We start from the raw sequence: 18,376 nt of genomic DNA, 5'->3' as shown, positions 1-18,376 counted from the left end.
CGAGGGAGACTTATGTCTCATTTTCAAACCCGCGTCAAGAACTTTTTTGCCATCCGGGAAAATTCCTTTTCCCGTCGCCCTTTCGGACGTGGCCGGCTCGTTGGCGCGAACGGCTTTATGCGCCTTTTCGATCCCATCGTCAAGCATTTTTCCGCAAAAAATCGAAAAAATGTTTTCGAACCGTCAAAAAGGCGCTTCCGCGTCGTGCAGCTCTGTTTTTCAACCAGCTGTTTGTGACAGTACGTCTTCCCCCAGAAAAAGTAAAGCACTTCATGACATTTTTCATACAATATATTTACGGTACGGATAAATCAAATAAAAACATTATGATATGAAATAAGTGTCAGCATCCTGCAAACAACAGAAGGGCAGCCGTCAAAAGCCGAATAGTACGGAAGGAGCTTTTTCAGACAATCCGAGATGCGCGCCACAGCCATGAAGTCCTCTTGCTGCCACAGGCAAGCCCGTATCCTGCCGGTGTGGACAGCCGCCATGCCTGAATTGGCATATCCCTCTCTTTCTCTGCCTGTGCATCCGTGTTCACGAAGCACTCCAGGACTACTGGAACACATGGATTTTTCTGACGATATCACAGTTTTCAGGACTCTCGCCAAGCATATAAAAAAGGCGCCCTGCCTTGCAGCAGGGCGCCTTCATCAGTTCCTAGGGGGCAGGATTATTGCGCGGGGCTTTCATCCATGTCGATGACACGGCCCTGCAGCCAGACATAGGCATCCACTTCATCGCCTTCCTGGGGCTCGTAATCCCGCAGGACCATCTTGCTGGCGTAGATGGGCAGCACCATGTCCGGGCGCTGGTCGAAGGGGAAGCGCACGTACAGGACCTTGATGTCCATTTTTTCCAGCTTCACGTCGTCCACGCGCTCCACCTTGGTGCGCACCTGGTATTCGGCAAAGCGGCGGCCGGGCATGATGAGCTGACGGCCGGTCATGGAGATCTTCAGAGGCGGCACGTCCAGACGGGTCTTGCCGGGATTCTCGGCCAGCCACTGGGCGGCCCAGGCTTCATACTGGGGCCCCTGGGTGATGTTCACGTCATCCAGCAGGGCCTTGCGCAGAGCGATGGCCAGACCGGACAGCAGGAAGGTCTGGGTGACGCCGGGGGTCAGGTCGTCCTTGTCGCGCAGATACAGAGGATCATAGAACCACATGGGGTTCTTGCCCTCGATCATGCTCACGGCCACGTTGGCACCGCCCCCCTGGCTCCAGGGATGGATGTCTTCCACGGTCAGGTCATTGGGCAGGCCTTCCAGGAAAGGCACGGCGGACAGGGGCTTGAACTTTTCCCCTTCGTCAGCCTGCATGAGCACGGCAGCACGCGACGGCTGGTCCTTGGGCCAGGCCATGAGCACGTATTCCTTGCCGCTGCGCTTCCACTGCCAGGCAGGGCGGGTACCGCCATCGTGCAGCACCGTGCCCACCACCTGCGGCATGACGGCCATGGGGTTCTGGCCCAGCAGCACGGCCCAAGCATCGCCCAGGGCCTCGTCATGCTGGCGGTTCTCGCCGCGCAGCATGGCCTTCAGCTCTTCTTCCGAGGGCTGACGGGCAGCGTCGGCGCCTTCCATCTGTTCCGCCTGTTCGGCAGCGGGAGCAGCGTCCTGCACTTTTTCTTCGACCTGTTCGGCCTTGCTCTTCTTGGTCATGGCTCGTGCCTCCGATTAACGACGGTCGCCCCTGCCGCCACGGTCGCCACGGTCGCCGCGTTCACGACGGCCGCCACGATCGCCACGGTCACCGCGTTCACGACGGCCGCCACGATCGCCACGGTCACCACGATTGCCGCGGTCACCGCGATCGCGCTGGGGACGGGCGGTCTCTTCGGGGTTCCAGGGATGGCCCTGTTCTTCCAGCAGCACAGCCTTGCGGCTGGCGCGGATGCGGTCACCGTTGATCTCGATGACCTTGACCACCATGTCTTCGCCCAGACGGGCCACATCGCCGGGCTGTTCCACGCGGTTCACGTCCAGCTGGGAGACATGCACCAGGGCTTCCACGTTGGGCAGCACTTCGACGATGGCACCGATCTCCATGATCTTCTTGACCTTGGCGGTGTAGTTCTTGCCCAGTTCGGGACGCTGGTCATAGTAGGTGACCATCTCGCGGGCCTTTTCCAGGGCGTCGGCCGTGGGGGCGAAGATGGACACGCGGCCGGAATCTTCGATGTCCACGGAAGCGCCGGTGGCGGTGGTGATGGCCTTGATGTTCTTTCCGCCGGGGCCGATGATCAGACGGATGATGTCAGGATTGACGAAGATCTCGGCATGCTGGGGAGCGTAGCGCGACAGTTCCTTGCGCGGCTCGGGCAGGGCCTTGGCCATCTCGGCCAGGATGTGCAGGCGGCCTTCGTGGGCCTGCTGCATGGCCTGACGCATGATGTCGGTGGTCAGGCCGGTGATCTTGATGTCCATCTGCACGCCGGTGACGCCTTCCGCAGTACCGGCGATCTTGAAGTCCATGTCGCCCAGGGCGTCTTCATCGCCCAGGATGTCGGTAAGCACGATGAACTTGTCGCCTTCCTTGATCAGGCCCATGGCCACACCGGCCACAGGGGCGCTGATGGGGATACCGGCATCCATGAGGGAGAGGCAGCCGCCGCACACGGCAGCCATGGAAGAGGAACCGTTGGATTCCACGGTCTCGGAGACCACGCGCACGGTGAAGGGGAAGTCGGCGTCGGCCGGCATGACGGGACGCAGGGACTTCTCGGCCAGGGCGCCGTGGCCGATCTCGCGGCGGGAGACGCGCACGGGCTTCACTTCGCCCACGCTGAAGGGCGGGAAGTTGTAGTGCAGCATGAAGCGCTTGGTCACGTCGCCGCTCAGGCTGTCCATGCGCTGTTCATCGGTGGAGGAGCCCAGGGTGGTCACCACCAGGGACTTGGTCTCGCCGCGGCGGAAGATGGCAGAGCCGTGGGCGCGGGGCAGCACGCTGGTCTGGATCTGGATGGGGCGCACGGTCTTGGTGTCGCGGCCGTCGATGCGCACGCCTTCGTTGACGATGCGGGCACGCACGATCTTCTTTTCCAGGTCGCCGATGATCTCGCCCACTTCCTTCAGGGCTTCGCTCTCGGCCCAGGCGGGGTCATTGAGCAGGGCTTCCATGACCTTGTCCTTGACGGCCTTGCGGGCGTCCTTGCGGGCCAGCTTTTCGGGCACGCGCAGGGCTTCTTCAATGCCGGCCTCGCGGGCCAGTTCCTGCACGCGGGCCACCAGCACCGGATCGTCCTGATGGGGGGTGAAGGGCATCTTTTCCTTGCCGGCCAGTTCACGCAGCTTGAGCTGGGCGTCGATGAGCGGCTGGATCTCCTTGCGGCCCCATTCCAGAGCGTCGATGATGACGTCTTCGGGCACGAAGGTGGCTTCACCTTCCACCATGGTCAGGGCATCGCGCGAAGCGGCGAACACGATGTTCAGGTCGCTGCGCTCCTGCTCTTCAAAGGTGGGGTTGAGCACGAACTGACCGTCGATGCGGCCGATGCGGCCACCGGCCACAGGGCCTTCGAACGGCAGGGGCGAGAGCATGACGGCGGCGGAAGCGCCGGTCAAAGCCAGCACGTCGGACTCGTTCTCCTGGTCGGCGGAAATGACGCTGGCCAGCACCTGCACGTCTTCGTTCAGGCCCTTGGGGAACAGGGGACGGATGGGACGGTCGATGAGGCGGGAGACCAGGGTCTCACGCTCGGAGGGACGGCCGATCTCGCGGCGGAAGAAGCTGCCGGGGATACGGCCGGCGGCGTACATCTTTTCGGAATATTCCACGGTGAGGGGGAAGAAGCCCTTGTCGAACTCCAGAGGCTGGGAGCAGACGGTCACCAGCACCACCGTGCCGCCGCACTGCACCCAGACGGCGCCGTGAGCCTGGTTGGCCAGACGGCCGGTCTCGAAAATGATTTCCTTGCCGCCCACGGTGGCCGTGACGCGGGTAGGATTGAAGATATCCTGGTTCATGTGGACCTCGTATGAAGGGGATTCCGGCAAAAGCGGGCAACAGCGCCCCGCTGTGCGGCCTTGGGCCACGGGTGCTGCCCGGTCTTCCCGGACCCCCCTTCCTGCTAAATGTTGTCGTGAGGTGAGATTGCAAAAAGGGGGGGCTTGGCCCCCCCTCTCAAACCATCGTAATTACTTGCGCAGGCCGAGCTTGGCGATCAGCGCACGGTAACGCTGAATGTCCTTCTTCTTCAGGTAGTTCAGCAGCTTGCGGCGCTGGCCAACCAGCTTCAGCAGACCGGTGCGGGAGTGGAAGTCCTTCTTGTGCACCTTGAAGTGACCGGTCAGGCCTTCGATGCGGGCGGTCAGCAGGGCCACCTGCACTTCCGGGGAGCCGGTGTCGCCTTCGTGTTTGGCGTGAGCGTCGATAACCACTTTCTTCTGTTCAGCGTCCATAGCCACAGCAGTTCTCCTTTACGGATGTAAGTTAATTCCAGAGGCCCCTCAGCACAGTCCAGCAGGGACCCTGGGGCGTTTCGGAACGACGGGCCAGAGCCAGGGGCATGCCCTGACGCTGCAAAAGCGCCTTGTCGCCCACATCGTCGCGGCAGGGGATGGCCATGCCGTTACGGATGCGGGCCTCGGCGGCTTCGTCCAGCTCCAGCACCGGCCAGTGGGGCAGCGCCTCGGCAAGGGGGCGCAGGTGCTTCACCAGCAGGCCCGGATCGGCCGACAGTTCGTCCAGTCCGCAGGCCACTTCGAGACCGAAGGGGTGACTGTACTCCCGGGTCAGTTCCGTGAGCACGGCTCCGCATCCCAGTCGCATCCCCAAGCTGTGGGCCAGGGAGCGTATATAGGTGCCGGAACTGCATGCGACCCGAAAGCGTACAAACGGCAGCTCGACCTCGAGCACGTCCGCTTGCGAAATTTCCATGCTTTTGACCTTTTTGGGCACTTCCTTGCCCTTGCGCGCCAGCTTGTAGAGGGACTGTCCCTCGTGCTTGGCCGCGGAATAGGCGGGCACTTCCTGCTCATGCAGGGTCAGCCAGTGGGCCACCTCGGCGCGCACATCGGCTTCGGTCACCTGCTGCCACGGGGATTCCGTCAGCACCTCGCCCTGGATGTCCCAGGTATCGGTGGTGAGGCCCAGGCGCAACTGGCCGCTGTAGACCTTGCCGCCGTCGGCCAAAAGGTGCGAGGCGATCTTGGTGCCCTGTCCCAGCAGCACCAGCAGCACGCCGGAAGCCATGGGGTCCAGGGTGCCCGCGTGGCCGATCTTGCGCTGGCCCAGGCGCTTGAGCGCCGAGAGGCAGCGGGCCGACGTGGGGCCGGAAGGCTTGTTGAGCACCAGGACGCCGTCCAGCTGGGGCAGCGGCGCCGGTTTGCGTGCGGCGGTGGAAGTCTGTTCGGTCATACGCAACAAATAATGATAGCAAGCCTGCGGCATGAAGTCAAAAGCGCAGGCATATGGCGGCAGGCAATAGCCTGTTGCGGGCCAAAGGTCAAGAGATTTGTGGGGAAACGGCCGTGCCGCAGGGCAGGAACTGTCCGGGAAGGCTATCTGCGCTGCCCGCCTTGCCGGACTTTTACGGGGATGCCACACACGGCCGCCGGACCAACCGAATGCGCGCGGAATCCCCCGCGCGACCGCTTGTCGGACCGTGCCCCGGGCCCAACCGAAAGCCTGTACCCGCCATCCGCATTGATGTAGCATCCGGCATCCAAGCCAGTATGGGGGCAGACCATGAACAACTACAGACAGATAGTCAGCATCGCTCTTCTCATCACGTCCGTCGTGCTCATCCTGACCGGAGGGCTGATCCTGCTCCACCTCGATTCGCGCACCGTCATGCATCTGCACAAATATTTCGGCGTGGCTTTCATGGTAGCGGCCCTGCTGCACATGGGCATCAACAGCAAGCCCCTGCGCCATTACCTGGGCATGCGCTCGCTGGTGGTCCCCCTGCTGGTGGCGGCCGTCCTGCTGGTCGCGGCCGTCGCGGCCTACGACATGACCCGGCACCACGGCTACGGGAGATATGCCCGCGACACGACGTTCTTCTGCCGCTAGGGCGGGGCATCCGCAGCAGGCCCGGGCATCCCTGCGCCGGAAAACCTGCACAGGCCCCTGCCTCCAATAGCAACGGCCCGCCGGAAAGCATCCGACGGGCCGTTCTCTCTTTTCGGAAAATCGTCTGCGGGCCTAGGCTTCGGCCTCGGCCTTGAGGGCCTCGGTCTGGGCGGCGGTGGCCAGAGCCTCGAACAGGGGCTCAACTTCGCCTTCCATGATGCGGTCCAGAGAGTACAGGGTCAGGTTGATGCGGTGGTCCGTGCAGCGGCCCTGGGGGAAGTTGTAGGTGCGGATGCGCTCGGAGCGGTCACCGGAGCCCACCTGGGCCTTGCGGTCGGCGGAAAGTTCGCTGTTCTGGCGCTCACGCTCGGCGGCCAGGATACGGGAGGCCAGCACCTTCATGGCGCGGGCCTTGTTCTTGTGCTGCGAGCGTTCGTCCTGGCAGGTCACCACGGTACCGGTGGGGATGTGGGTGATGCGCACGGCGGACTCGGTCTTGTTGACGTGCTGGCCGCCGGCACCGGAAGCACGGTAGATGTCGATGCGCAGGTCTTCGGGGCGGATCTCCACGTCCACTTCCTCGGCTTCGGGCATCACGGCCACGGTGGCGGCGGAAGTATGGATGCGGCCCTGGGTCTCGGTGGCGGGCACGCGCTGCACGCGGTGGGTACCGGCCTCGAACTTGAGATGGCTGTACACGCGGTCACCGGAGATGAGGCAGATGATTTCCTTGTAGCCGCCGCTGTCGGAAGGGGATTCGCTCATGATCTCCACCTTCCAGCCCTTGATTTCGGCATAACGGGTGTACATGCGGAAAAGGTCGGCGGCGAACAGGGCCGCTTCTTCACCGCCGGTACCGGCGCGGATTTCAAGGATGGTGTTCTTTTCGTCCAGCGGGTCCTTGGGCAGCAGCAACACCTTGATCTTGTGCTCCAGCTCGGGCAGCTCGGCTTCGGCGGCGGCGATCTCTTCCTGCGCCATGGCCTTGATGTCCGGATCGCTGTCGTGCAGGAGCTGCTTGTTTTCTTCCAGTTCCTGCGTGAGGCTGCGATGACGGCGGAACAGTTCCACCACGTCGCGCAGGTCCGCATGCGCCTTGGTCAGCTTGCGGTACTGATCCTGGTCGTTGTAGACGTCAGGCTGGGCAAGCGCCTGTTCAAGCTCCATATACTTTTTTTCAAGACCTTCCAGCTTGGCAAACATGCGAACTCCAGAAAATGTATGGCCCCGCCGGGGCGACTAGGCGTCGCGCCGGTAGGGAGCCGTGATGATATTGTCACCCGCCTGGGCGCCCAGGGCTTCGCGCAGGGCCACCACCGCCACATCGAGCTGGCGCTCGTCGGGCTCGGCCGTGGTCATGCGCTGCAGGGTCAGGCCGGGGGCCCGCAGCAGCGTGGCCATGAAGCCGTCGGGCATGCGGGCAGCGTAACGGATAAGCTCATAGGCCAGCGCGCTGATGGGCACCATGAGCAGCAGTTTGAACACGATGGTCAATGCCTGCTTGGCCACCGCCCCTTCCGGGCAGTAGATGAACAGCAGCAGGGGCACCAGCACCGCATGCAGGATGATGGAGATGCTGATGACGAACAGCAGGAACGTGGTGCCGCAGCGGGGATGCAGGCGGCTCATGCGGGCCGCCGTGGCGGCGTCCACGTCGCCCCCGGCTTCGAAGGCATGGATGACCTTGTGCTCCGCGCCATGATACTGGAACACGCGCCGGATATCGGGCACAAAGGAGATGGCCCAGATATAGCCCATGAAGATCAGGCACTTGAACAGGCCGTCCCACAGATGGAAGGTGAGCCCTTCCACCCCGCCGCCCAGCTCCAGCCACTGCATGAGCAGCGACAGCAGGTGCGGCACGACCACGAACAGGCCCACGGCCATGGCCAGGGAAAGCAGCAGGGTCAGCACCAGATGCCAGCCCTTGAGCTCTTCCTCGGTGCCTTCGGCCTGATGTTCCGCGGAACGGTTGAGCGCCTTGATGCCGTTGACCAGGGTCTCGATGAGCACGGGAAAGCCGCGCACGAAAGGCTTTTTCAGCCAGGGATGCCGTGTCAGCGAGAACCAGGGCATGCGCCGGGCCACGATCTCGCCGTCGGGACGGCGCAGGGCCAGCGCGTAGGCGTCACCATTGCGCATCATGACGCCTTCCAGAACAGCCTGCCCGCCCACGGTGGGGCAGCCGGCCGTCAGCATCAGGGAAACAAGACGGGACAGGCGCATAGACTCCCTCAAAAAAACGCCAAGCCTCCGGCGGGAGCGTGAAACCAAAGATTCCAACGCCTCCGCCAGAGGTGGGATAACGTTCGCGTCCAGCAGACGCGGGGCAGCACACCGCTTGCGCGGCAGCGCCTACTTCTTTTCAAATTTGGCGTACTTCTTGCGGAAGCGGTCGATACGGCCGGCCGTATCCAGGAAGCGCTGCTTGCCGGTGAAGAAGGGATGGCAGGCGGAGCACACTTCGACGTGCACTTCTTCGCCCTTCGTGGAGAGCACCTGTTCCTGATTACCGCAAGCGCAGGTAATGGTGGCGTTGAACACCTTGGGATGGATATCTTTCTTCATGATCCTTACCTCGTATGGCAACGGCATATGCCGTCAATAGTCGTCTTCTGCGCGGCTTTTGCGCATCAGGGCCCAAATCAATAGCCCATAAACGCAGCTTTGGCAAGTCCCCTGCCCCGGCGGAAGGACGTTTTCCCGGAGTTTTTTCCCGCTCCGGGCAAGGCCGGACCGTCCGTCACGGCAGGGGCCCGAAGATAAGGACGTTTGCTGCGGACAGCCGACAACAGGCGAAGCTCGTGCCCCGGCAGGCACAGCCGGAAGGACTCCACGGCACGATGGAGACCATCCAGACGAAGATGGGGGCAGGGACATCCACCGCCGATCCCGTCACACGGGGCCCACGCCGGTAATACCCACCGAAAAAACGGATACGCTCCGCCCATGTCGGCGGGCCCGGCCGGCCCCTCCGCCCGGGGCCGGTTGCCAGCGCCGGGCCGACAGGCTACAGTGCGGCCATGTGTGCAAAAATCGCCCGCCAGCGCGCGGATCAACTGGTCTTCATGCAGGGCCTGGCCGAAAGCCGTGAACAGGCCCGCCGTCTCATCATGGCCGGCAAGGTGGCGCTCTCCTCCGAAGGACTGCCCCCCGGCGCCCCGCCCCAAAAGGTGGACAAGCCCGGGCATCCCTATCCCGAGGGCACGGTCTTCGAGCTGCTGGGGCAGGAGCGCTTCGTCAGTCGCGGCGCCTACAAGCTGCTGACCATCCTGGACAATTTCAAGCTCGACGTGAGCGGCATGGTCTGTCTTGATGCCGGTGCCTCCACCGGCGGCTTCACGGACTGTCTGCTCCAGCACGGCGCCACGCGCGTCTATGCCGTGGACGTGGGCAAGAACCAGCTGCACGAGAAGCTGCGTGCCGACGAGCGCGTCATCAATCTGGAAGGCGTCAACCTGCGCGCCGCCGCGCCCGAGCTCATCCCCGAGCCCGTGGACTTGGTGGTGGCCGACGTGTCCTTCATCTCCCTGACGCTCATCCTGCCGCCCTGCATGACCTGGCTCAAGCCCGGCGGTCTGGCCGCCGTGCTCATCAAGCCCCAGTTCGAACTGGGCCCCGGCGAAACCGTCAAGGGCGTGGTACGCGACGAGGCCGCCCGCCAGCGTGCCGTGGACAAGATCGTCCGCTTCTGCACCGAGAACCTGCATTTGGAAAGCCGGGGCGTGCTGCCCGCCGCCATCAAGGGCCCCAAGGGCAACCAGGAATACATGGCCCTTTTCGCCCGGCCCTGACCGGAACGGTGAGTTCTTTTTGAGGGGAGGGGGAACCCCTCTGCCAGCGCGAGAGGGGTTCCCCCTCCCCTCAAACTCCCCTCCCCTTCCCCAGCGCGTTTTATTGGGGAATGGGGAAAGCAGGGCGCCCTCTGGCATCAGCAAGGCTCCATGACGACCGCTACAGATGATAAAACGGCCCTGCCTCTGTTGGAGGCAGGGCCGTTTGCGTTCACCGGACTACCGGCGGCAGGCAGCAGAGCTTTTCCGAGGCCTTGTCACCGTCCCGTTTTTCCTAAAAGCTGTACAGGAAAGCCGGGGCCTCACGGCCCAGCAGGGCATCGGCATCAAGGCCGAACCAGGTCTTGAGGCTCTTTTCCCACCATTCGTCTTCGCTGGGGGGCGTCAGCAGGGGCCGGTCCACGGGGACCTTGCAGGTATCGGCCAGCCAGCGGTGCGCGGCCTGCTGGCCGCCCAGCTCGTCCACAAGGCCCAGCTCCACGGCTTCACGGCCGGTGAAGATCTTGCCCGTGGCCAGGCGAGCGGCGCGGGCGCGATCCATATGGCGCCCCTGGGCCACGATGTCCACGAACTGCTCGTGCATGTCCTTGAGCACGCCCTGGAAATAGGCCTTTTCATCGGCGGTGAGCGGTTCCAGCATGGAACCGGCGTCCTTGTAGGGCGCTGTGGTCAGGGTCTGGCGGCCGAGGCCCAGCTTGTCCAGCAGGCCCCGGATCTGGGGGATGTCCATGCGCACGCCGATGGAGCCGGTCACGGTGGAGGCATTGGCGAAGACGCGCCTGCCCGCCATGCTGACCATCAGGCCGCCGGAGGCCGCCGTGCTGCCCATGCTGACGGCGATGGGTTTGTCCTTGCCCAGCCGGGCCAGGGCCTCATACAGTTCCTGCGAGGCAGCGGCCCCGCCGCCGGGGGAATCCACACGCACCAGCACGCCCTTGACGCCGGGCATACGGCCCAGCTTGTCGATCCAGCGCAGCTGGGCGTCGATGTCCATGATGGGGCCGGTCACGCGCACCAGGGCGATGCGCTCGCTGCCCAGACCGGTGGCCTGGGAGACCAGGAAGGCCGCGACGCCGCCCAGCAGCAGGATCAGCAGGCCCCAGAAAATGACAGGGTGACGTTTGCGGAAAGGCACCCGGAAAAGGTGCAGCCAGGCCTTTTGCGGCACATGCGAAAGCGGGCAGGACGCGGAGCAGGAAAAGGAGGGGGCCGCAGCCGCGGCGCCCTTGCTGCCGCGGGCGCTTTTGCCGGCCGGGGCCTCGCCGGTCATGCTCAAAGGGTGTTCCGTGAAGTCGTCGGCTTCGGGAGCATCCAGGTGCGGATCGGGCGCAGCCTGCCGGGTACGTTCGGGATCATTGATTTGCATGGGAGTGTTCGGGTAAAAAATGCCGGGACGGCCGCAAAACGCGGCCCCTGTCCCCACCGGGACAGGCTCCAAGGACACGCCGGCCGCGAAGCACCGGGACGTGCCGTGCGGCAGGCGGGAGATACGTCCAGACCCTAAGCCCATCCCTCAGGAAAGACAAGGAGCCATCATGGAGACATTGTCCGTGGCCACGCGCAGCCGCTGCGAAATGCGCGACATCACCGCCCAGGTCAGGGAGCTGGTGGCCCGCGGCCGCCGGCAGGGCCGCCGCAACGGTGCCCTGCTGCTCTTCTCGCCGCACACCACCTGCGGCCTGACCATCAACGAAGGCGCGGATCCCGACGTCCGCCGCGACATGGTGCGCTTTTTCAGCGCCATGGTGCCGCAGGACGCGGGCTTCGACCACGCCGAAGGCAACAGCGACGCCCACATCAAGACCACCCTGCACGGCCCCAGCCTGATGCTCATCGTGGAGGACGGCCAGTTGCAGCTGGGCCGCTGGCAGTCCGTCTATCTGTGCGAAGGCGACGGTCCCCGGCAGCGCACGCTCTGGGCCCGGTGGCTCCCCGGTGAGGAGGACGGCACGCGCCCATGAGCATGCCGCACGACATCTCCCTGATCCTGACCCTCACCGGTGGCCTGGGCGCAGCCCTCGTCCTGGGCTTCGTGACCCAGAAGCTCCGTTTGTCGCCTCTGGTAGGCTACTTGCTGGCGGGCATCCTGGTGGGGCCGCATTCGCCGGGCTTCGTGGCCGACGCGGGGCTGGCCTCGCAACTGGCCGAGATCGGCATCATCCTGCTCATGTTCGGCGTGGGCCTGCACTTCCACCTCAAAGACCTGCTGGCCGTGCGCGGCATCGCCCTGGGCGGGGCTACCGTGCAGATCACGCTCACGACCCTGTCCTGCATGTTCCTGCTCCAGTTCTGGGGCTTTTCCCTCTGGGCGGGCGCGGTCTTCGGCATGTCGGTCTCCGTGGCGAGCACCGTGGTGCTCACCCGCGTCCTGGCCGACAACCATGTGCTGCATACTCCTGCCGGCCATGTGGCCCTGGGGTGGCTGGTGGTGGAAGACCTGTTCACCATCCTGCTGCTGGTGCTCCTGCCCGTGATCCTGGGCGCCGGGGATGGCAACATCTGGTGGGTACTGGGCAAGACCCTGCTCAAGCTGGCCGCGCTCACGGCCTTCACCCTCGTGGCCGGACAGCGCCTGATCCCCGCCCTGCTGGGCTATGTGGCGCGCACGGGCACCCGTGACCTGTTCACGCTGGCGGTCATCGTGCTGGCCTTGGGCATCGCCGTGGGCTCGGCCCTGTTCTTCGACGCGTCCATGGCCTTCGGGGCCTTCCTGGCGGGCATGGTGGTGGGCCAGTCCGATTTCAGCGCCCGTGCCACCGCCGAGGCACTGCCCCTGCGCGATGCCTTCGCGGTGCTGTTCTTCGTGTCCGTGGGCATGCTTTTCGACCCCGCCGCCCTGCTGGAACAATGGCCCCTCTTCCTGCTGGCCCTGGGCGTCATCGTGCTGCTCAAGCCCCTGCTGGCCTTCCTGGTCTGCCTCGTGGCCCGCAAACCGCTGCGTCTGGCCGTTTCCGTGGGCCTTTCGCTGGGCCAGATAGGCGAGTTCACCTTCATCCTCGTGGCGCTGGGGGTCAGCTTCGGCCTGTTCGACAGCAGCATCAGCAACGCCGTCATCCCGGCGGCCCTGCTCTCCATCACGCTCAACCCGCTGCTCTTCCGGCGCGCGGGTGCCCTGACCCGCCTGCTGGGACGCCTGGGCCTGGGCGCCCGCCTGCCCCGCATGGAGCACGGGCAGGCCGATGCCGACGGCCTGCCGCGTGTGGTGGTCGTGGGCTTTGGCCCCGTGGGCCGCAGCCTGTGCCGCATCGTCCGGGCGCACGGCATGCTGCCTGTGGTGGTGGAGGCCAATATCGATACGGTCCGCCGCCTGCGCGGGCTGGGGCGTCCGGCCGTCCATGGCGACGCCACCCAGGCCGAAGTGCTGCGCGAAGCCGGCCTGGAACAGGCGCAGGCCCTGCTGCTCTCGGCCCCGGCCATCCCGGCCAGGGAAGTGGTGCCCATCGCCCGTGCCATCAACCCGGATCTGCGCATCTTCGTCAACACGCCCTTTGCCAGCGAGGCCGACAGCCTGCGCAACATGGGCGTGGCTGGCGCCTTCAGCGGCGAACGCGAGGTGGCCCTGAGCATGTCCCGCTTCCTGCTGGACGATCTGGGCGTGGGACGTACCGGGCTGGAAGCGGAACTGGAACGCGTGCGCGAAGTCTTCGACGAAGGCCCCGCGACGCAAAAACGCTGATCGCCGCCGGGCCGTCCTGCCGGCGGCCCGGCAAAGGATGCCCCATGCGGTCCTTGCCTGATCCTTTCCCCCGCATCATCCTGCATCTGGACATGGATGCCTTCTTCGCCTCCGTGGAGCAGATGGATCACCCGGAATGGCGCGGCAAGCCGGTCATCATCGGCGGCGAGACGCGCGGGGTGGTCTCCACCGCGTCCTATGAAGCGCGACGCTTCGGCGTGCATTCGGCCATGCCCATGACCACGGCCCGGCGGCTGTGCCCGCAGGCCATCTTCGTGCGCGGCAACCGCCGGCGTTATGTGGAGATATCCGGCCGCATCATGGCCGCCCTGCAGGATTTTTCCCCGCTGGTGGAACCGGCCAGCATCGACGAGGCCTATCTGGACGCCACCGGGCTGGAGCGCCTGTTCGGCCCTGTGGAGCAGCTCATCCCGGCCATCAAGGCCCGCGTGCGCGAGGTCACCGGCGGTCTGACCTGTTCCGTGGGCGCGGCGCCGGTCAAGTTCCTGGCCAAGATCTGTTCGGACATCAACAAGCCCGACGGCATCTACATCCTGCGCCCGGACGACGTGGACAGCTTTTTGGGCGGGCTGGACGTGCGCCGTCTGCCCGGCGTGGGCAGGCGCATGGTGGCCGAGCTGGAGGCCCTGGGCATCCGCCGCGTGGAACAGCTGCGCCGCTACAGCCCGGAGCTTCTGGAACAGCGTTTCGGCAAATGGGGACGGGAGCTGCACGCCCGGGCCCGGGGCATCGATCCCCGGCCGGTGGTGCCCGAACACGAGGCCAAGAGCGAAAGCGCCGAGACCACTTTTGCCCGCGATACCCGCGACCGGGAATTCCTCAAGACCATGCTCCTCGGCCATGCCGAACGCGTGGGAGCCTCGCTGCGCCGTCACGGCCTGCGCGGCCGCACCGTGACCCTCAAGATCAAGTTTTCGGATTTCCGCCAGATCACCCGTTCCCGCACCCTGCCCGAAGCCACGAACAGCACCGAGACCATCTACGAGACCGGTACCGCCCTGCTGGAAGCCGAAGCCCTGCCCCAGCCGGTGCGGCTCATCGGCCTGGGCGTGTCCGGTTTCGGCAACGCCCCCACCCAGGAGCTGCTGCCCGGCGTGTTCCGCGGCGTGCAGGGCCGCGATCCCGAACAGGAGGCTCGGCGCCGCCGTCTGGACGCCGCCCTGGACAACCTGCGAGACAAATTCGGCAAGCAGGCCGTCCAGCGCGGCCGCCTGTTCCGTCCACGCGATGATGGCGATGATTAGGATGATGTTTTGTGAGGGGAGGGGGAACCCCTCGCCTAGCGCGAGAGGGGTTCCCCCTCCCCTCAAACTCCCCTCCCCTTCCCCAGCGCGCTTTACCAGACAGGCCGTCCCTGACGAGGCGGCCTGTCATGCGTCGTTCTCTAGGACATTCCTATAAGACGTAGAGTGCCTGCAGGATCTCACAGCGGCCCAGGATCCAGTAACTGTTGCCCCACGCATGTGGACTGTCCGGTCCCTGTGCACTGCGATCCTTGCCGCCCGCCGCGCAGGCGACCCGCCCCTTCCCCCACAAAAACAAAAAAGGCCGGAAGAAGGAGAATTCTTCCGGCCGGGCCGCCCCCCAAGGCAGCCCCGCACTGCCTGCCCGCCTGTGCGTCGGGCGCAGGTAGTCGGCTGTGGAGAAATATGGTGTGCGCTGTCAGGTCGTCTCCACAAGAGATGCCCGGCAGAGCGCACTAAAATTCAAAGCGTTCCAGTTCCGGCACGGAAAAATCGGCATGGAACAGGGCCGAATCCCCGGCATCGGGCCGCAGCAGCAGGCGCAGGCACAGGGAGACCATCAGACAGGCCACCCCGGCCGGGGCCGTGGCGATGACGCCTTCGTGGCGGGCGCTGCCCGCTTCCTCGCTGGTCAGCCCGGAAGCGTAGAGCTCCCGCAGATGCAGGCGCCCGGAACGGGCCGCGCGTGCGAAACCCTCGGCCCGCAGCACGGAGCCGTGTACGAACGGCACCCCCGCCGCAGCGGAACGTTCTTCCAATAGCATTTTCAGCGCAAGGTCGTCCAGACAATCCAGGGCCACATCCACATCTTGCAGCATGTCCGGCAAATTTTTTTCGTCCGCTTCCACATGCCGCACATCCAGGGCCAGATAGCCTGCCATATCGCGCAAACCGCGCGCCGTAGCCACGGCCTTGGGCTGGCCCAGCGTGCTTTCCGTGCAGAAATACTGACGATTGAGGTTGCTCTCCTCAAAGATGTCGCTGTCGCACAGGCGCATGCCTCCCACGCCCAGCCGCGCCAACAGGGAGGCCACATGCCCGCCCAGACCACCGCAGCCCAGCACGAAGACACGAGTTTGCAACAGACGAACCATTGCATCAGCGGAAAAAACACCGTAGTTTCTACGGAAGCGTTCCGGCCAGATGCCGTCTTGCAGGAGCGCGACCATCACCTCCCGTTCGGGAAGGACGGCCCCTGCGGCCAGCTGCCGGATGGCAGTGCCGCTGACGAAGGGCGTACCGTCCGCAGCCCGGCGCAGCACATGCGGCCCGGCCCATGAGGCCAGCGAGCCACCGTGCAGGAACGCGCCGAGGCGCTCCCGTATCCCGGACGCTGTCCAGGGCAGGAACGCCGCGGAACATTCCCCTTCCCCAGGGGATGGCGATGTGATGGGTGTCATGATCAACGGGCGTCTAACCTCCTCCGACAGCAGGAAAAAAGGCCACACGAGCACCGTCGCATATCTTGCTCTGGACCTCTTTTTGACGCCCGTTGATCATGACGATTTTTATCTCTTCCAGCGGCAGTCCCACCATCCTTGCCACATCGGCAGCCGTGGCGTCTTCGGGCGCATCAAGCGTTATCCCCGCTTCTGGGTCATATCCCGGTACATAGTCCCGCAGGGTCGTGCTCAGTTTGATGAGTATGCTCATGCTGCCTCCGATGATGGCGTCCGCCGGTCAAGAAAAAGTGTGACGATCCGGGCCCGCCCCAAAGGCGGGCCCGGTCTCAGTCTATGCTACTTCTTGATCCAGTTGAAGACCGTCTTCAGCTCTTCGTGCGAGATGTCGAAGGTCGTGTTGTGCGGGGCCACGGGCTCGTCCACGAAGAAATCGGGCAGGTGGTCGGCGGCTTCGGTGATGCCGGCACGACGGTTGAAGTCGATTTCGGTGGAGAGGATGCGCTGGCCCAGGGTGACCACGTCGTCACCGGTCAGCTGCCAGCCGTACTTGGCGTTGAGCATGTCCACGATGGCGGCCAGGGCATCCGGGATGTCCAGGATGGCGAAGGCGGTGAACAGGCACAGGCCCACGGAGTCCACGGAGGCCGTGGCGATCTGCAGGTTGCGGGACAGTTCCACCTGGCCTTCGGGCTTCAACGGATCCACCTTGCCGCCGCAGCTCAGGATGTTGGCGGTCACGGCGTAACCGGCGGTGTGGTCGGCGCCCATGGGGGTGGTGGCGTAGGTCACGCCCACGCCCTTGACGGCGCGAGGATCGTACGCGGGCAGGCTCTGGCCCTTGACGCAAGGCACGCGGCGCACGCCGAACACGCGGCCGGTGGTGGCGGTACCGCAGCCGATGATGCGGCCCAGGGGGGTACCGTCGCTGATGCCCTGCATGGCGGCCTTCACGGCTTCCACGTCACCGTAGGGGATGCCGCCGCCGGCCATGGCAACGCCCACGGCCACGCCCACGTCGATGGTGTCCACGCCGATGTCGTCGCACATGTAGTCAAAGCGGCTCACGGCGTCGATGTCGCTGATGCCGCTGTGGGGACCGAAGGACCACAGGGTCTCGTATTCAGGCCACTTGCTCTGGAACTTGCCCTGCTTGTCGGGGAACAGGCCGGAGCAGCGGATGATGCAGCCGCTCATGCAGCCGTGGGCCACGGCACCTTCGCCGCCGCGTTCCTTGGTCAGGCGGTTCATGGTCTCGCCGGACACGCCTTCGTGCTTGTCGAACTGGCCCACGGAGAAGTTGGCGGTGGGCAGACCGCCGGCTTCGTGCAGGATGTTCACCAGCACGCCGGTGCCGTATTCGGCCAGGCCCTTGCCGGTGATGGGATGCTCGGTCAGAGCCTTGGCGAAGCGCTTGGAAGCTTCGCGGAAGGCCTTTTCATCCACCAGAGGATGGTTCTTGCCGCCCTCGGGGTTGATGATGATGGCCTTGAGGCCCTTGGAACCCATGACGGCGCCCACGCCGCCGCGGCCGGCATGACGCATGGGACGCAGCTCGCGGTCGGTGAAAGCGATACTGGCGGCGGTCAGCTTGAACTCACCGGCGCGGCCGATGGTCACATAGCTGCACTTGTCGCCGTAGGTCTCCACCAGTTTGGCAACGGCGTCGAAGTTGTTGAGGCCGGCCACGGTGGAGGGCACCAGCTTGGCGGAGTCCTTGCTCAGTTCCAGCTGCCACCATTCGCCTTCGGTGGCCATGTCTTCAACGATGATGGCCATGATGCCCAGCTTGGCCAGATGGCCGCCGGGCTGACCGCCGGAGTTGGCTTCCTTGATGCCCTCGGTGAGGGGGCTCTTGCAGCCCACAGAAATACGGTTGCCGTTGGGGCTGTTGGTGGCGCCCAGCAGGCCGGGAGCGAACACCAGCTTGTTGTGGGGGCCCAGCGGCGTACAGATGGGGTTGACTTCGCGCGCCACGATGGTGGAGGTCAGGGCACGACCGCCCAGACCGGCGTATTCTTCAGGGATATCTTCAAACACACAGGTCTTGGTGGCCATGTTGACCCGCAGGAAACGGAACATGAGACTCTCCTTTGATTGATGCAAAACAAGGCAGTTCAGCAGTACATCCATCCAGTTTGCCCCACCTTAGTCCCCCAGAAAAAATTTGGTCAAGAAAACGGAAAAACAGACACGCTTCCGGCCCTGCCCCTCCCCAAAA

17 protein-coding genes are annotated in these 18,376 nt (G+C 64.7%); 6 read left to right on the top strand and 11 right to left on the bottom strand.

Translation table 11 applies throughout. The features are described from left to right. The coding region (locus ACQRBR_RS11680) for a hypothetical protein (RefSeq protein WP_427813026.1) at positions 1-335 on the top strand (335 nt) is incomplete at its 5' end. A gap of 341 nt (positions 336-676) precedes the next feature. Here ACQRBR_RS11680 and ACQRBR_RS11675 read toward each other — a convergent pair. The 4 genes from ACQRBR_RS11675 to truB form a co-directional block, all read right to left on the bottom strand. Then, positions 677-1,666: a hypothetical protein gene (locus tag ACQRBR_RS11675; RefSeq protein ID WP_303880591.1), complete on the bottom strand. Its 990-nt coding sequence runs from the start codon at positions 1,664-1,666 to the stop codon at positions 677-679. Between the two features lie 15 nt (positions 1,667-1,681). Next, entirely contained in the window at positions 1,682-3,970 is a 2,289-nt protein-coding gene (gene pnp, locus ACQRBR_RS11670) for a polyribonucleotide nucleotidyltransferase (RefSeq protein ID WP_427813025.1), read from the bottom strand. Positions 3,971-4,141: 171 nt separating this feature from the next. Continuing rightward, a complete protein-coding gene (rpsO, locus tag ACQRBR_RS11665) occupies positions 4,142-4,411 on the bottom strand; it encodes a 30S ribosomal protein S15 (RefSeq protein WP_040369636.1) in 270 nt (89 codons plus the stop codon). A gap of 25 nt (positions 4,412-4,436) precedes the next feature. After that, positions 4,437-5,363 carry a tRNA pseudouridine(55) synthase TruB gene (gene truB, locus ACQRBR_RS11660; RefSeq protein WP_006006655.1) on the bottom strand — a complete coding sequence of 309 codons (927 nt, stop codon included), beginning with the start codon at positions 5,361-5,363 and terminating at the stop codon, positions 4,437-4,439. A gap of 330 nt (positions 5,364-5,693) precedes the next feature. Between truB and ACQRBR_RS11655 the strand changes: the two genes are divergently transcribed. Beyond that, positions 5,694-6,020 (top strand): hypothetical protein, encoded by a 327-nt coding sequence (locus ACQRBR_RS11655; RefSeq protein WP_204626445.1) that lies wholly within the window; start codon positions 5,694-5,696, stop codon positions 6,018-6,020. A 132-nt stretch (positions 6,021-6,152) separates the two neighbouring features. On the opposite strand, the gene prfA is transcribed toward ACQRBR_RS11655, so the two are convergent. From prfA to rpmE, 3 genes are all read right to left on the bottom strand, one after another. Next, positions 6,153-7,223 (bottom strand): peptide chain release factor 1, encoded by a 1,071-nt coding sequence (prfA, locus tag ACQRBR_RS11650; protein ID WP_006006658.1) that lies wholly within the window; start codon positions 7,221-7,223, stop codon positions 6,153-6,155. 36 nt (positions 7,224-7,259) lie between these two features. Then, positions 7,260-8,246, bottom strand: a complete 987-nt coding sequence (locus ACQRBR_RS11645) for a DUF1385 domain-containing protein (protein ID WP_239463937.1) — start codon at positions 8,244-8,246, stop codon at positions 7,260-7,262. Between the two features lie 129 nt (positions 8,247-8,375). Beyond that, a complete protein-coding gene (gene rpmE, locus ACQRBR_RS11640; RefSeq protein ID WP_040369638.1) occupies positions 8,376-8,588 on the bottom strand; it encodes a 50S ribosomal protein L31 in 213 nt (70 codons plus the stop codon). Between the two features lie 455 nt (positions 8,589-9,043). Between rpmE and ACQRBR_RS11635 the strand changes: the two genes are divergently transcribed. Then, positions 9,044-9,814: a TlyA family RNA methyltransferase gene (locus ACQRBR_RS11635; RefSeq protein WP_168935833.1), complete on the top strand. Its 771-nt coding sequence runs from the start codon at positions 9,044-9,046 to the stop codon at positions 9,812-9,814. 274 nt (positions 9,815-10,088) lie between these two features. On the opposite strand, the gene sppA is transcribed toward ACQRBR_RS11635, so the two are convergent. Then, positions 10,089-11,180 (bottom strand): signal peptide peptidase SppA, encoded by a 1,092-nt coding sequence (gene sppA / locus ACQRBR_RS11630; protein WP_427813024.1) that lies wholly within the window; start codon positions 11,178-11,180, stop codon positions 10,089-10,091. 169 nt (positions 11,181-11,349) lie between these two features. Between sppA and ACQRBR_RS11625 the strand changes: the two genes are divergently transcribed. From ACQRBR_RS11625 to ACQRBR_RS11615, 3 genes are read left to right on the top strand one after another with little or no spacing between them, the layout of a single operon-like run. After that, on the top strand, positions 11,350-11,775 hold the full coding sequence (locus ACQRBR_RS11625) for a secondary thiamine-phosphate synthase enzyme YjbQ (RefSeq protein WP_412390385.1): 426 nt from the start codon (positions 11,350-11,352) through the stop codon (positions 11,773-11,775). Further along, positions 11,772-13,490: a cation:proton antiporter gene (locus ACQRBR_RS11620; protein WP_301967686.1), complete on the top strand. Its 1,719-nt coding sequence runs from the start codon at positions 11,772-11,774 to the stop codon at positions 13,488-13,490. Before ACQRBR_RS11625 ends, ACQRBR_RS11620 begins: the two co-directional genes overlap by 4 nt. 44 nt (positions 13,491-13,534) lie before the next feature. Beyond that, on the top strand, positions 13,535-14,755 hold the full coding sequence (locus ACQRBR_RS11615; protein WP_427813023.1) for a DNA polymerase IV: 1,221 nt from the start codon (positions 13,535-13,537) through the stop codon (positions 14,753-14,755). A gap of 455 nt (positions 14,756-15,210) precedes the next feature. On the opposite strand, the gene ACQRBR_RS11610 is transcribed toward ACQRBR_RS11615, so the two are convergent. From ACQRBR_RS11610 to ACQRBR_RS11600, 3 genes are all read right to left on the bottom strand, one after another. Beyond that, positions 15,211-16,155 carry a HesA/MoeB/ThiF family protein gene (locus ACQRBR_RS11610; RefSeq protein WP_300706138.1) on the bottom strand — a complete coding sequence of 315 codons (945 nt, stop codon included), beginning with the start codon at positions 16,153-16,155 and terminating at the stop codon, positions 15,211-15,213. Positions 16,156-16,168: 13 nt separating this feature from the next. Further along, a complete protein-coding gene (locus ACQRBR_RS11605; RefSeq protein WP_300706137.1) occupies positions 16,169-16,408 on the bottom strand; it encodes a MoaD/ThiS family protein in 240 nt (79 codons plus the stop codon). Between the two features lie 86 nt (positions 16,409-16,494). Next, positions 16,495-18,237 carry an aldehyde ferredoxin oxidoreductase C-terminal domain-containing protein gene (locus tag ACQRBR_RS11600; RefSeq protein ID WP_040369641.1) on the bottom strand — a complete coding sequence of 581 codons (1,743 nt, stop codon included), beginning with the start codon at positions 18,235-18,237 and terminating at the stop codon, positions 16,495-16,497. Positions 18,238-18,376 lie beyond the last annotated feature (139 nt).

Source organism: Desulfovibrio sp. SGI.133, assembly GCF_050313955.1.
Lineage (GTDB): Bacteria > Desulfobacterota > Desulfovibrionia > Desulfovibrionales > Desulfovibrionaceae > Desulfovibrio.
The sequence above is the reverse complement of the archived record's forward strand: the minus strand, read 5'-3'. Positions and strand labels throughout refer to the sequence as shown.

What these genes read in the sequence shown, in the direction of transcription:
- ACQRBR_RS11675 (WP_303880591.1), bottom strand. Translation starts at nt 1,666, where the DNA reads ATGACCAAGAAGAGCAAGGCCGAACAGGTCGAAGAAAAAGTGCAGGAC.
- pnp (WP_427813025.1), bottom strand. Translation starts at nt 3,970, where the DNA reads ATGAACCAGGATATCTTCAATCCTACCCGCGTCACGGCCACCGTGGGC.
- truB (WP_006006655.1), bottom strand. Translation starts at nt 5,363, where the DNA reads ATGACCGAACAGACTTCCACCGCCGCACGCAAACCGGCGCCGCTGCCC.
- ACQRBR_RS11655 (WP_204626445.1), top strand. Translation starts at nt 5,694, where the DNA reads ATGAACAACTACAGACAGATAGTCAGCATCGCTCTTCTCATCACGTCC.
- prfA (WP_006006658.1), bottom strand. Translation starts at nt 7,223, where the DNA reads ATGTTTGCCAAGCTGGAAGGTCTTGAAAAAAAGTATATGGAGCTTGAA.
- ACQRBR_RS11645 (WP_239463937.1), bottom strand. Translation starts at nt 8,246, where the DNA reads ATGCGCCTGTCCCGTCTTGTTTCCCTGATGCTGACGGCCGGCTGCCCC.
- rpmE (WP_040369638.1), bottom strand. Translation starts at nt 8,588, where the DNA reads ATGAAGAAAGATATCCATCCCAAGGTGTTCAACGCCACCATTACCTGC.
- ACQRBR_RS11635 (WP_168935833.1), top strand. Translation starts at nt 9,044, where the DNA reads ATGTGTGCAAAAATCGCCCGCCAGCGCGCGGATCAACTGGTCTTCATG.
- sppA (WP_427813024.1), bottom strand. Translation starts at nt 11,180, where the DNA reads ATGCAAATCAATGATCCCGAACGTACCCGGCAGGCTGCGCCCGATCCG.
- ACQRBR_RS11625 (WP_412390385.1), top strand. Translation starts at nt 11,350, where the DNA reads ATGGAGACATTGTCCGTGGCCACGCGCAGCCGCTGCGAAATGCGCGAC.
- ACQRBR_RS11620 (WP_301967686.1), top strand. Translation starts at nt 11,772, where the DNA reads ATGAGCATGCCGCACGACATCTCCCTGATCCTGACCCTCACCGGTGGC.
- ACQRBR_RS11615 (WP_427813023.1), top strand. Translation starts at nt 13,535, where the DNA reads ATGCGGTCCTTGCCTGATCCTTTCCCCCGCATCATCCTGCATCTGGAC.
- ACQRBR_RS11610 (WP_300706138.1), bottom strand. Translation starts at nt 16,155, where the DNA reads ATGACACCCATCACATCGCCATCCCCTGGGGAAGGGGAATGTTCCGCG.
- ACQRBR_RS11605 (WP_300706137.1), bottom strand. Translation starts at nt 16,408, where the DNA reads ATGAGCATACTCATCAAACTGAGCACGACCCTGCGGGACTATGTACCG.
- ACQRBR_RS11600 (WP_040369641.1), bottom strand. Translation starts at nt 18,237, where the DNA reads ATGTTCCGTTTCCTGCGGGTCAACATGGCCACCAAGACCTGTGTGTTT.